The following is an 11,225-nucleotide window of genomic DNA, read 5'->3' on the forward strand; positions in this document are numbered from 1 at the left end:
GGGTTTCGTCGATCGCTAAGAAATTCCAACGATGCCGCAAGATGCTGCGCTACCGGTCGTTGCGATTTGCCAAGCGCGGTCTCGATCTCGGAGATCTCAACCTCGTCAACGATCGGAGAGATCAGGGCGTCTACAAAGCGATAGCCCGCCATTTCTCGAGTCATCACAAGATTGCACGCTTTGGTGAAGTTGGCGGTGCCATCGACGTTTTGAGCAACGAACTCGACGAAATCGTAGACTTCCCACCAGCTTGCGCTGTCCATAAACCAGAGGCGCGTCTCTCGCCAGAACTTCTCTGTGACGTGTGGAACCAAGTCCATTGGAAGCTTGAAGAGGTTGTGGTTAAGACTCCGGCCCAAGGCGTAGAGGGGCGTTTCAGTGAAAACGTAGCCATACCGCCCACGCCCGGGATCGAGCGAATTAAATTTCAGCGAGACAATGTCCCAGAGGCCATTACGGAGAGCGTCGTCGATGCTTTTGACTTGGATGGCCGTTCGCGACTTCGAATATCCGTATCGTTCAGAAAATTTGGACAAAAAAGCCCCCGTTACCAGTCGGTTACCAATTGTGTAGTGTCGTAGTTATTTTTAGGCCTTTTTTGGTGGGGAAGGTGGGAGTCGAACCCACATGAGTTGCCTCGGCCGCTTTTGAGGCGGCTGCGTCTGCCATTCCGCCACTTCCCCGCGGAGCTACGGCTGATTCGCGTCGAGCACCCGACGGGCCTCGGCGGCGTCTCGGACGGTGCGTAGCCCCAAACGCAGCTCGGCCGAACGCCGAGAAAAGATCAGGGTAACCAACTCGGCGCCGCGCGTCTGCCGAAGTTCGGTACGGGCCACGTCGCCGTGGCGCCACTTCAGCGTAACGAGGCGGGTTCCGTGCAGCACTCCGATCGCTTCGCCCGCGGTCGACTTCAGCAGCTGGTCGTGCGCGCCGAAGGCGAAGCCCGAAATACTCTCGAGCCTCGCGGTCGATTGCGCGTCGTGCGGGTGCATCTGCTCGTCGACGACGAGCTCGCCGCTGCCCCCGATGAGCGATATCGTGCGGGTAAACGTCCCGCCGCCCCGCGGCAGGTCGGGCGCATCGTACGAACAACTGACGCGCGTCGTGGTCGTCGTGTCCTGATTCGTACAAGAGTACATCCGATTGAATGTACCGGCGGGCAGGGGATGCGTGTAGGCGCCGATATAGTCGCGGGGCGACACCGGAGGCTGCGGATCGGTCGCATCCCGAAGCAGCCCGATGCTCGTCGCGGCATTGCTGCGGCGTTCGCCCAGCTCGGCGATGCGCGCGCCGGCGAAGGGCGCAAAGACCACGCGAAGGTGCGAGTTCGCGATCGCCGTTCCCTCGGGATCTCCGAAGGGCGGCGGCGTCCCAAAAACCGGGGACGGCGGCGCAAAGATTGGCGGCGCGGTCACCCCCACGGGCACGACGCGCACGCCCCCACCCGATAAGGTAAATGCCGCTGCCGTGACGCTGCGATGAAAGAGCGGCACGCGGACGGCGTTGAAGTGTCGGCGCCCCGAGCCGGGATTCGTCGCAACGAGAAAGCCATACGATGAATCGTTGGCGCGAAGAATCGTGACGTTGGGCGGTTTGCGGATCGATGTTCCCAGCGAGGCCGGATCGAACCCGAGCCTTCCAGCTGCCCGCAGCTGCGCGATGCGTTCCGCCCCGCTCTTTGAGACCCGCCGCATCAGCGCGCTCGACGACGAGAGAGGAAGAAGAAGCGACCGCGCGTTATTCGCCGAGCCGTTCGCCAGGTCGACGAGCGTGCAGGTCAAACCGCGAGCGTTGCACGAGCGCTGCATCGCGATCGTTGCGGCAGCCAGGGCGGCAAAGTCCCCGTTGCTCAGAGTCCCCGGCGTGAAGAGCGTCGGCGGCCAGATAATGGCGGCGTCGGCTACAACGTGCGTCCGCGCGAGCAGCGCGCCGTAGCGGCGGACGACGTCGCCGAAGGCGCGCGTCGGCGCATAGCGCTTCGACGCCTGCAGATCGACGGTAAGCGCTGCGCCCCAGCCATACGACCAGTTCGCCCAGGGTGCTTCCCAGCCGTGCGGATAGATCGTATCCTGCACCGGAAAGTTGACGATTCCGTGCGCGCCGTCGCGCAGGAGCTCCGCGAGGGCAAGCGACGTACTGACTGGATCGCTCGGCCGCGGAGCGGCCTCGTCGGCTCCCTGCAGCCAGCCGGCTTGAAACTCGGACTGCATCACCGGCAGAGCATCCTGCGTCTGAAGTAATCCGGTGGCAAAGTCGAGGTCGGCGAGATCGTGCGCGGTAATGCGATACGACCCGCTTTGATACCAGTTACCCCATGCCCACTGCGGCGAGGCGCTCGGGACCTTCATCTCGTAGGTGTTGATGAAAAGCGGAACATGCGGTCCGACGACGGCGCGCACGTTCTTGCGCAGCCAGTCGATGTAATCGTGCCAGTGCGGCGCGGGCCACGTATCGTTGTCGAGATAGGCGCCTTGATCGTCGTCGAGCGCGATCGCGATAACGTCTTCGCTGTAGGGTTGCACGGTATCGAGCACGTCGTGCAGCCACTGGCCGGCTTCGGTGAGATGCGTGGCGTTCCCGAGCCACTCCGCGGCGGCGGCATCGGCGTGCGCGTTCTGCAGCGTGGCCGTGGCCGGATAGCGGCCCTCGAGAACGTCGTGCAGCGGCATGTTATAAGGCGGCGTTTCGAGCAGCCACGCTGGGTACCCGCCGTTGCGCCATTCGTTGCGGATGACCGGGCCCGGACGCAGGATCAGCTTGAATCCCAGCTCGTGGGTGAGCTTCAGCAGTCCGAGCAGATCTCTGCGCGGATCGGTCGACCCGGTAAAATCGCGCGCGCCTTGCTCGGGTTCGTGCCAGTTCCAGATGAGATAGAGGTCAATCGTATTGATCCCCAACCGTTTGTAGGCAGCGAGAGTCGCGGGCCACTGATCGCGCGCAATCCGCTCGTAGAAGAACGACGCACCGTACACGAAGAACGGCTTACCGGCAACCGCGAAAACGGGATAACCGCGATCGGAGGCGGTGCGCGAAGCGTTCCAGGTTGCCCACGTCGCCGGCGCGGAAGTCGCAATCGCCGGCGTCGGAGCGATCAGCACCGCGAACGCGGCCGCCGCGAGGAACGGCCACCACCGCCCGCGCCCTGCCGCGAAGAGGTAGACGACGGCGCCGGCAGCGAGCCAGCCCACCCCGAGCAGAATCGCGCCGGTACCGGAAGCAGCGAACGCCAAGAGCCAGCCGGCTAGCGCGACGATCGCTGGAAACGGATAGAGCGGCATCTGAAACGGCGCCGCGCCCTGGCGGCGCAGCAGCGCGAGGGCCGCGACCTGCGCGACGCCCTGAATGAGCACGATTCCGGCGATCAAAAATGCGATGACCTGGTCGAGCGTAAAAAAGCTCGCAATCAAAGAGAGCGCGCCGACCGACAGGAGCGCGACGTGGGGAATCTCTTTGCGCGGATGGAGTTTGGCGAAAGCCGGTAAGAACGCGCCGTCGCGGGCGGCGGCAAACGGGATGCGCGAGAAACCGAGCAGGTTCCCGTAGAGCGACGCGAGCGCCGTGACGAGCACGAGTGCGGTGACCACGACGGCCGCAGCGTGCCCCCACGTGCGATCGACGACCACCGCGCCAACGTATTGCGCTTGCGCGGTCGCCTGCCCGTGCGCGTCGAGCAGCGATTGCCAGGGCACCACTCCGAGCACGCCGACCTGTAGGAGCACGTACAGCACTGCGACGATCAGCACGGAGAGCACGATCGACAGCGGAATCGTTCGTTTTGGGCGAACGACTTCGTCGCCGAGCAGCGCGACATCGGCGTAGCCGACGTAGTCGTACAACGTGATGTAGAGCGCCGTACCGAAGCCGGCGAGCAGGCCTCCGCCGAAGCGAACCGGCGCGGCGAGGTGAAAGGCACGCGTGAAATCGGCGTGCGTCAGGCCGGCGAGCGCGACCAGCGCCACCGTTACGGTGGCGGCAACCGCGAGCACCGCGCCGAGCGCCGAGACGGCCGACGTGCGGCGATAGAGAAGAAGAATCGTGACGCAGCCGATGCCGACGGCGGCGACATCGTGGGCCGCGGTACCCATGAGCGGCGGATAGAAATACGCGGCGTAGTTGACGAAGCCGATATAACCGCTGGCCAAGAGACACGGCGCGTAGAGCAGGAACTGCCAGTTGAAGAGAAAGGCGAGCGCACGGCCGAGGCGCTGCGCGCCGAACGCGTTGCGAAGATAGACGTAGGTGCCGCCCGATCCGGGATAGCGCGAGGAAAGCTCGGCCCATACCAAGCCATCGCAGAGCGCGACGATCGCGCCGGCGATCCATCCCACGAGCGCAAGCGGGCCCCCGAGCGCGGCGATGACCAGCGGGATCGTTACCAGCGGGCCGATGCCGATCATCGTGATCACGTTGATCGAGACCGCGCCACGCAGATCGATCGCGCGTTTCATAACCGCCCACGTTTCGGGGCGCGAGGCGGCACCTCTTCGTACGACGAAAGGAAAATGCTATGCAAGATCGCGCTTTCTCGCGGCTCATCGGGTTGGAAGGCACGCTCGGAATCGATTTCGTGGAGAGCGCGGCGCTGGCCAACAATCCGCTCGGAGACCCCGCGACGCGGCCCGTTGCGGTGTATCAGCCGCCCGGCTACGATGCCGAGGGCTCGCGCCGTTATCCCGCGCTCTACGTCTTGCACGGATACACCGGAGACGTAGCCGCGCTCGTCTCGGCGCGCGCCTGGCAGACCAACGTCGCACAGTGGGCCGATCGGATGATTCTTTTGGGAGAACTCCCGCCCGTACTGCTGGCCATCGTCGACGGCTTCACCCGGCTCGGCGGCTCGCAGTACGTCGACTCGATCCACAACGGCGCGTACGCGACCTACACCGTGCGCGACGTCATCGGTCACGTCGATCGCAACTATCGCAGCATCGCGGCAGAAGGCGGGCGAGCCGTGTTGGGGAAGTCGTCGGGCGGCTTCGGCGCGATGCATCTGGTTATGGAGCATCCGGGCGTCTTTGCGGCGTTCGCCTCGCATAGCGGGGATTCGTACTTCCGTTACGCGCACTTTCCGGCGTTTGCGACGGTTCACCGGCAGCTCGAAGCACACGATTTCGACATTGCCGCGTACGTGACGGCGTTCGAAGCCAAGCGCAAGCCGAGCATGGCGGAGATCACGACGATGGAGATGTTGGCCTACGCGGCTGCGTACTCGCCGCGCAGCGCTCAGGCGTTCGATTTCGAGCTGCCCTTCGAGCGAGGCGCGGGAGCGCTGCGGGATCAGGTCTTCGCTCGCTGGCTCGCTTTTGACCCCGCCGAGCGCGTGGCGAACCGCTACGACCAGCTGGCGCGGCTTCGCTTCCGTTACCTGGATTGCGGCCGGCGCGACGAATATAATCTCGATATCGGGGCCCGTGTCGTGGCCGAGCAGATCCGGGCGCTAGGGCTAGAGGTGCGGCACGAGGAATTCGACGACGACCACCGCAACGTCGGATACCGCTACCAAATTTCGCTTCCGGCGCTTGCCGCCGTACTGGATCAGGAATGAAAAGGCTTCTTCTTAGCTTTGTTGCGTTGCTCGCCATGAGTGTTGCGTTGCTCGCCATGAGTGGCGGGCGCGTACTCGCGCAGACGGCGGCTGCCGCCTCACCGACGCCCGACCCGCGCGTCTATACCGACGCGGCGATGAACTTCACGGCGCCTGCCAACGCGATCCTCGCGGGTCGCGTCATCAGCTTCAGTCTCGATTCGCTCAATAGCGATCTGCAGCCGGTCGCGACGTGGGTGATCCGGCCCGGCCAAGAAGACGCCCGTACGATCCAGCTTCAGATGGAGTCCTATACCGGGTCGCCCAGCCAATGGGAAGCGCAGTTCGAGAGCCAGACGCACAGCTCCGATTCGAGCTCGCTGATTCGCAACAAGACGCCGATGACGCTGCTCAACGGCATGCCGGCCACGTTCGTGGAGGTTGCCTACGGGAGCGGTTTCGACGCGCGCAAAGAGTATGCGGTCGTCTGGGCCGACGGTCAGCGAGGGATCGTGCTAGAGGAAACGACGCGAATCGGCGATACGTCGTCGGACCAGGCGAAGGAAGTTCTCAAGCAAGTAACGGCCGTTGCATATCCGACCTATCAGCCGTAGCGTCGAGATTCTGCCGCAGGTCGTCGATTAGATCGTCGAGGTCCTCGATACCGACCGAGAGGCGCAGCAGCTCGTCGGTGACGCCGCGCGCTTCGCGCACTTCCCTGGGAATGGAGCCGTGCGTCATCCGTGCGGGATGACAGATCAGCGACTCTACGCCGCCGAGGCTCTCGGCGAGGCTGAAGTAGGTTAGCCTTCCGGCGAACTCGAGCGCGCGCTGTGCGCCTCCCTTGAGCGTGAATGAGAGCATGCCGCCGAATCCGCTCATTTGACGCCGCGCGAGCTCGTGCTGCGGGTGTGAGCGCAGACCCGGATAATAGACGCGCTCGACGTCGTCACGCGACTCGAGAAACTCGGCGATCGAGCCGGCATTGCGCGCGTGCTCGCGCATACGCACGGCCAGCGTTTTAGCGCCGCGCATCGTCAGCCAGGCGTCGTGCGGGCCCGGAACGCCGCCGGCCGCGTTCTGCGCGAACTTGATCCGGTCGAAGAGCTCGCTTTCATTCGTGATCGCTACGCCGCCGACGACGTCGCTGTGGCCGCCGACGTATTTGGTGGTCGAGTGGACGACGATCTGCGCGCCGAGCGCGAGCGGCTGTTGGAAGTACGGCGTCGCGAACGTGTTGTCGACGGCGACGGCTTGATCCGGGCGCCGCAGCGCCGCGATTGCTGCGATGTCGACGATGTTGAGCAGCGGATTGCTGGGCGTCTCGATCCAGAACAGCTTGGTGTTGGGGCGGACGGCACCGGCCACTGCGGTCAGGTCGCGCATGTCGACGTAGGTGAACTCCAGGCCGTAGCGCGCAAAGACGCGCTCGAAGAGCCGGTACGTGCCGCCGTACAGATCGTCGCCGACGACGACGTGGTCGCCGCTGGACAAGAGGTTGATGACCGCCGAAGTCGCGGCCATGCCGCTCGAAAACGCGCTTGCGTAGCGGGCGCCCTCGAGTGAAGCGAGTTGGCGTTCCAACGCCAGACGTGTCGGATTGATCGTCCGGCTGTAGTCGAAGCCCTTGTGCTCGCCGACCCGCGCCTGCGTGTACGTCGATGTCTGGTAGATCGGCACGATCGTCGCACCGGTGGCCGGATCGGCCTCCTGGCCGACGTGAATCGCCTTCGTGGAAAACCTCATGGGGTCACTTGCGAACGATCTCGGAGCTGGTCGAAAGGAAGCTGATGATGTCGTGGCGCGTGAGCACGCCGATCGGTTCGCTTTCGTCGGTAACGACGATTGCCGGGTTGGCGAGCGTTAGGAGCTTGTAGGCAAGCTCGATCTCCTCGGACTGCTCCAAAGCGGGAAAGGGCCGGCCCATCACCTCGCTTACCGGCTGGTGAAGGATGTCCGCATGATCGAAGACGCTGCGCATAACCCCGACGTCGTTGACGCTGCCGGCCTGCTCTCTGCCGTGCATCACCGGGAGCTGCGAGATCTCGTACTCTCGCAGCAAATCGAGCGCTTTTTTGACGGTGTCGTTCTGCTGGACGGTGATCAGCGGCGGCAGCGGGGTCTTGCTGCGCAGCACATCGCCGACGGTCGCGCGGCGTTTCGCGTCGGGAAGAAAACCGTTGGCGATCATCCAGTCGTCGTTAAAGATCTTGGACATGTAACCCCGGCCCGAATCGGGCAGAATAACGACGACGATCGCTTCGGGGCCGAGCGTCTTGGCCAGGCGCACCGCGGCAACGGCTGCGGTTCCGGAGGATCCGCCGACGAGCAGCCCTTCTTCGCGCGTTATCCGCCGGGCCATCAAAAACGAATCCCGATCCGAGACGCGAACCATCTCGTCGATCACGCGCAAATCGACGGTCTCGGGCAGGTAGCTCATGCCGATGCCTTCGACGGCATACGAGCGCGGAATGTCGCCCGAGTAGATCGAGCCTTCGGGGTCGGCGCCGACGACGTGAATCGCCGGATTCTTCTCTTTCAGGTAGCGCGCCGTCCCGGAGATCGTCCCGCCGGTTCCGATGCCGGCCACGAAGTGCGTGATCGCTCCGCCGGTCTGTTCCCAGATCTCGGGACCGGTCGTGTGGTAATGCGCCTCGGGATTAAAGTGATTGTGGAACTGATTGGGCTGAAATGCGCCCGGAATCTCTGAAGCCAAGCGATTCGCGACGCTGTAGTACGATTCGGGCGAATCGGGCGGCACGTTCGTCGGCGTCAGCACGACGTCGGCGCCGTAGGCGCGCAGCAGATCGACTTTTTCCCGCGACATTTTATCGGGCATCACCAGAATGCACCGGTAGCCGCGGATCGCCGCGGCCATCGCCAAGCCCGTCCCGGTGTTGCCGCTTGTCGGCTCGACGATCGTTCCTCCGGGGCAGAGCATGCCTTCGCGCTCCGCCGCATCGAGCATCGCGACGGCCGGGCGATCCTTGACGCTTCCGCCCGGGTTCACATATTCGACTTTGGCGAGTACGAGACACGAGGCTCCGTCGACGACCTTGTTGAGCTTGACGAGCGGCGTATTGCCGATTGCGTCCAGCGCGGTCTCGCAATAGGCGAGCTTCGACGCTGAAGAGGACGGCACGGTGCTGGCCATAGGAGCCGCGCCTTCCGCGCGGCGAACAGCTTCACCTATGAATGCTTTCGCAGGGAGGTTCCTCGTGGCGACGGCGCTGCTTCTATTGGGGACGCAGGGCTGCAACAACGATGCCCTGCCTCCAGCCGCGGGTTACGCGAGCGTAAGCGGCACGGTCGTCGACGCGCAGACGAGCTCCCCGATTCGCGGTGCCGTCGTAACGCTGGACACCGTGCTAACGGCCACTAGCGACGAGGCGGGGCACTTCACGTTCGATAAGGTTCCGAGCGGAATCGCGGATTACGCGGTCGCGGCGAGCGGATATCAGGCGGTCACGTCGAGCGCGACGATCGAGCCGGGCAAACCCTTCACGCTCAATTTGACGCTCGCCGCAAAGCCTCCCGGCCAGTAAGCTTCCTTAGCTCGTTCCAAGCGGCGCGGAGCGGCGGTACGCGCTCGCCGGTTTCACGAGCGTCGCGCGCTGGGCAACCGTCCGGTCGACGACGCCCAAGACGACGTTAGCGAGCAGGACCGAATCGTGACGCACCGTTTCGGTTTCGCCGATGACCGGCGCGCAGACCGGCGTAAAGCCAAGAGCGGTAATTCGCGCGGCATCGGGTTCGACCGGAACTTGCCCCTCTTGTGCGTACGCGGCAAGCAGCCGTGACGGCGGCTTGTTATTGACGACGACGTAATCGCAGACGCGTTCGCCGGCGTTGGCGAGCAGCGCCTCGAGGTGATCCGCGGCGGTCATCCCGTCGGTCTCGCCGGGCTGCGTCATCACGTTGCAGACGTAGATCTTGACGGCCGGTGCGCTGGCGACTTCGCGCGCGATGCCGCTCACCAAAAGGTTCGGCGCAATAGATGTAAAGAGGGAGCCGGGCCCCAGGACGATCGCATCGGCGTCGCGGATGGCCTCGACCACCTCGTCGAGCGGCGAGACGGCCGGCGGATCGAAGAAGACGCGCTTGATCGGACGGCTGGTATGCGAGATGTTCGATTCACCTTCGATGATCGTGCCGTCGTCGAGTTCGGCGCAGAGACGAACGACGCCGAGCGTCGCCGGCAGCACGCGGCCGACGACGTTGAGGACGCGGCTCGATTCCTTGACGGCATGGTCGAAGTTTCCGGTGACGCCGCTCATCGCGGCAAGAAAGAGATTACCGAAGGAATGTCCGCTCAGCCCTTCGCCTTCGGTAAAGCGATACTGGAAGAGATCGGTGACCAGGGCCTCGTCATCGGCAAGCGCGACCAGACAGTTTCGGATATCGCCGGGCGGCAGAACTCCGAGCTCTTTTTGCAGACGGCCTGACGAACCGCCGTCGTCGCTCACGGTGACGATCGCGGTGAGATTGGTCGTGCGCCGCTTGAGCCCGCGAAGCAGCGTGGAGAGGCCGGTGCCGCCGCCGATGGCAACGATCTTGTATCCCTGCTGCAGGCGCCGTCCGGTCAGCGCATCGCGAAAGCCCTTTGGATTTCGTCCGCGCGCGACGCGCGCGACGCCGCGCAGCCACATCACGACACCGAAACCGACGAGCGCGAGCCCCGCGATTCCGAGAATGCCGGTCAGATAGACGGGCGGAAAGTAGTCGTCGACGATGTCGTCGAGCAATTCGTTGATGTTGATCCCGGTGCCCTGAGCGATGAACCAGCGGGCGATCCCATCGAGTAAGAGCACGATGCCGAAGATCGCAAGAACGATCCAGCGTTTGACGCCGACGCCGGGGACGAGCCAGTGCAAGGAGCGCGCGATGCGTTGACGCATTTCGACGTGCGCTGCCTAATCAGGCCGATCGGGCGAGGTCGCGCATTTCGAGCGCAACCTCCAGACGGTCGTTGGTGGCATAACGTTTGGCAAGGCGGCCGGCAACGTACACGGAGCGGTGGCGACCGCCCGTACACCCGATTCCGACGGTGAGCTGAGATTTGCCTTCGGCCATGTAGCAGGGGAGAAGAAAATCGATGAGGTCGGTGATCTTCGAGAGAAACGGCGCAAGCGCTGGGTCACTTTCGATGAAGTTGCCGACTTCGGCGTCGCCGCCGGTCTTGGAAGCCAGCGATTCCTCATAGTTTGGATTGCGCAAAAAGCGCACGTCGAAGAGCAGATCGAGATCGGTCGGGATGCCGAACTTAAAACCGAAGGCGATGAAGGTGACCGCGAGCTTGGCGGGGCGCTCCGCAACGAACGCGGCCGCGATACGCTCCTTGAGGGTTCCGTGCGTGAGGTCGGTCGTGTCGATGACGATGTCGGCCCGTTCACGCAGTGGAGCGAGCAGCCGCCGGTCAGCCTCAATCGCTTCGTGGACCGAACCGGTCCGCGCAAAGGGATGCCGCCGCCGGGTTTGGCTGAAGCGGCGCACGAGCAGAGCGTCGGCCGCATCGAGGAAGAGCACGCGCGCGCGGTGGCTGGCGACGATGCGATCGATCGCCGTGCCGGCATCGCCCAGGCGCGTATCGCCGCGAAGGTCGAGCGCGATCGCCACGTCGACGACGCCCGACTGCTCGAGCGCGGCGACGACACCGTCGAGTACGGCGGGAGGAAGGTGTTCGATGCAGTAAAAGCCCAAG

The 11,225-nt window shown here is 64.2% G+C and carries 9 protein-coding genes and 1 tRNA gene; 4 read left to right on the forward strand and 6 right to left on the reverse strand.

The window, feature by feature from the left end; all coding sequences use genetic code 11:
* Positions 1-581, forward strand: a 581-nt coding sequence (locus tag VGG51_14400; protein ID HEY1884217.1) for a hypothetical protein, incomplete at its 5' end; no start/stop codon positions are given.
* Between the two features lie 18 nt (positions 582-599).
* On the opposite strand, the gene VGG51_14405 is transcribed toward VGG51_14400, so the two are convergent.
* Together VGG51_14405 and VGG51_14410 are read right to left on the reverse strand one after the other, a co-directional pair.
* A tRNA-Leu gene (locus tag VGG51_14405) sits at positions 600-683 on the reverse strand.
* A gap of 6 nt (positions 684-689) precedes the next feature.
* Positions 690-4,448, reverse strand: a complete 3,759-nt coding sequence (locus tag VGG51_14410; GenBank protein ID HEY1884218.1) for an amino acid permease — start codon at positions 4,446-4,448, stop codon at positions 690-692.
* 59 nt (positions 4,449-4,507) lie between these two features.
* Here VGG51_14410 and VGG51_14415 point away from each other — a divergent pair, with 59 nt between their 5' ends.
* Together VGG51_14415 and VGG51_14420 are read left to right on the forward strand one after the other, a co-directional pair.
* Positions 4,508-5,545, forward strand: a complete 1,038-nt coding sequence (locus VGG51_14415; GenBank protein HEY1884219.1) for an alpha/beta hydrolase-fold protein — start codon at positions 4,508-4,510, stop codon at positions 5,543-5,545.
* Positions 5,542-6,138, forward strand: a complete 597-nt coding sequence (locus VGG51_14420; protein HEY1884220.1) for a hypothetical protein — start codon at positions 5,542-5,544, stop codon at positions 6,136-6,138. The genes VGG51_14415 and VGG51_14420 overlap by 4 nt, the downstream gene beginning before the upstream one ends.
* Here VGG51_14420 and VGG51_14425 read toward each other — a convergent pair.
* Together VGG51_14425 and VGG51_14430 are read right to left on the reverse strand one after the other, a co-directional pair.
* On the reverse strand, positions 6,095-7,270 hold the full coding sequence (locus tag VGG51_14425; protein HEY1884221.1) for a cystathionine gamma-synthase: 1,176 nt from the start codon (positions 7,268-7,270) through the stop codon (positions 6,095-6,097). The genes VGG51_14420 and VGG51_14425 overlap by 44 nt on opposite strands.
* Before the next feature lie 4 nt (positions 7,271-7,274).
* Positions 7,275-8,678 carry a cystathionine beta-synthase gene (locus VGG51_14430; protein ID HEY1884222.1) on the reverse strand — a complete coding sequence of 468 codons (1,404 nt, stop codon included), beginning with the start codon at positions 8,676-8,678 and terminating at the stop codon, positions 7,275-7,277.
* 64 nt (positions 8,679-8,742) lie between these two features.
* On the opposite strand from VGG51_14430, the gene VGG51_14435 reads away from it, so the two are divergent.
* Positions 8,743-9,069: a carboxypeptidase-like regulatory domain-containing protein gene (locus VGG51_14435; GenBank protein ID HEY1884223.1), complete on the forward strand. Its 327-nt coding sequence runs from the start codon at positions 8,743-8,745 to the stop codon at positions 9,067-9,069.
* Positions 9,070-9,075: 6 nt separating this feature from the next.
* Here VGG51_14435 and VGG51_14440 read toward each other — a convergent pair whose 3' ends face one another.
* The gene (locus tag VGG51_14440) at positions 9,076-10,422 is read right to left on the reverse strand and encodes a YvcK family protein (GenBank protein ID HEY1884224.1); all 1,347 of its coding nucleotides are present in this window, start codon (positions 10,420-10,422) and stop codon (positions 9,076-9,078) included.
* A 19-nt stretch (positions 10,423-10,441) separates the two neighbouring features.
* The coding region (gene rapZ, locus VGG51_14445) for an RNase adapter RapZ (GenBank protein ID HEY1884225.1) at positions 10,442-11,225 on the reverse strand (784 nt) is incomplete at its 5' end.

This window comes from Candidatus Cybelea sp., from assembly GCA_036489315.1.
Lineage (GTDB): Bacteria > Vulcanimicrobiota > Vulcanimicrobiia > Vulcanimicrobiales > Vulcanimicrobiaceae > Cybelea.

Coding starts and splice junctions, on each gene's coding strand:
- VGG51_14440 (HEY1884224.1), bottom strand. CDS start 10,422: ATGCGTCAACGCATCGCGCGCTCCTTGCACTGGCTCGTCCCCGGCGTC.
- VGG51_14420 (HEY1884220.1), top strand. CDS start 5,542: ATGAAAAGGCTTCTTCTTAGCTTTGTTGCGTTGCTCGCCATGAGTGTT.
- VGG51_14430 (HEY1884222.1), bottom strand. CDS start 8,678: ATGGCCAGCACCGTGCCGTCCTCTTCAGCGTCGAAGCTCGCCTATTGC.
- VGG51_14415 (HEY1884219.1), top strand. CDS start 4,508: ATGCAAGATCGCGCTTTCTCGCGGCTCATCGGGTTGGAAGGCACGCTC.
- VGG51_14410 (HEY1884218.1), bottom strand. CDS start 4,448: ATGAAACGCGCGATCGATCTGCGTGGCGCGGTCTCGATCAACGTGATC.
- VGG51_14425 (HEY1884221.1), bottom strand. CDS start 7,270: ATGAGGTTTTCCACGAAGGCGATTCACGTCGGCCAGGAGGCCGATCCG.